General features: G+C 71.9%; 1 protein-coding gene. It reads left to right on the forward strand.

Going from position 1 to position 922, the window contains the following annotated elements:
* Positions 1–60 precede the first annotated feature (60 nt).
* Positions 61–922: AMP-binding protein (locus tag ABD823_RS34430; protein WP_344867151.1), on the forward strand; the 862-nt coding region annotated here is incomplete at its 3' end.

A 922-nucleotide genomic window follows, 5' to 3' on the forward strand; every position in this document is an offset into this window, starting at 1 on the left:
GACCACCCGGCGTATGTGATCTTCACGTCGGGGTCGACGGGCCGGCCGAAGGGCGTGGTGGTGACGCACGGCAGTGTGATGCGGCTGCTGGCCTCGACACGGCAGTGGTTCGGGTTCGGGCCGGACGACACCTGGACGTTGTTCCACTCCTACGCCTTCGACTTCTCGGTGTGGGAGCTGTGGGGGGCGCTGCTGTCCGGGGGGCGGCTGGTGGTGGTGCCGTTCGAGGTGAGCCGGTCGCCGCAGGAGTTCCTGGCTCTGCTGGAGCGGGAGCGGGTCACGGTGCTCAACCAGACCCCCTCGGCCTTCTACCAGTTGATGCGGGCCGAGCAGGAGCGGCCGGACGCGGAGCTGGCACTGCGGTATGTGATCTTCGGCGGTGAGGCGCTGGAGACGCGGCGGCTGGCCGAGTGGTACGACCGCCACCCGCACGGCGCCCCGGTGCTGGTGAACATGTACGGCATCACCGAGACCACGGTGCACGTCACCTGGGCGCCGCTGGGGCCGGGCAGTCCGGCGGGTCTGATCGGGACGGGGATCCCGGATCTGCGGCTGTATGTGCTGGACGGCTTCCTCAATCCGGTGCCGGCGGGGGTGACGGGGGAGTTGTACGTGGCGGGTGCGGGTGTGGCGCGGGGGTATGCGGGCCGGCCGGGGTTGACGGCTGAGCGGTTCGTGGCGTGTGCGTTCGGTCCGCCCGGAGAGCGGATGTACCGGACGGGGGATCGGGTGCGGTGGCGGGCCGGTGGCCGTCTGGAGTACGTGGGGCGGGCGGATGCGCAGGTGAAGGTCCGGGGGTTCCGGATCGAGCCGGGGGAGGTGGAGGCGGTGCTGGTGCGGCATCCGGGGGTGGCGGATGCCGCGGTGGTGGTGCGCGAGGACCGGCCGGGGGATCGGCGGCTGGTGGCGTACGTGGTCCCGG

The sequence above is a fragment of the Planomonospora alba genome, from assembly GCF_039534085.1.
Taxonomy (GTDB): domain Bacteria; phylum Actinomycetota; class Actinomycetes; order Streptosporangiales; family Streptosporangiaceae; genus Planomonospora_B; species Planomonospora_B alba.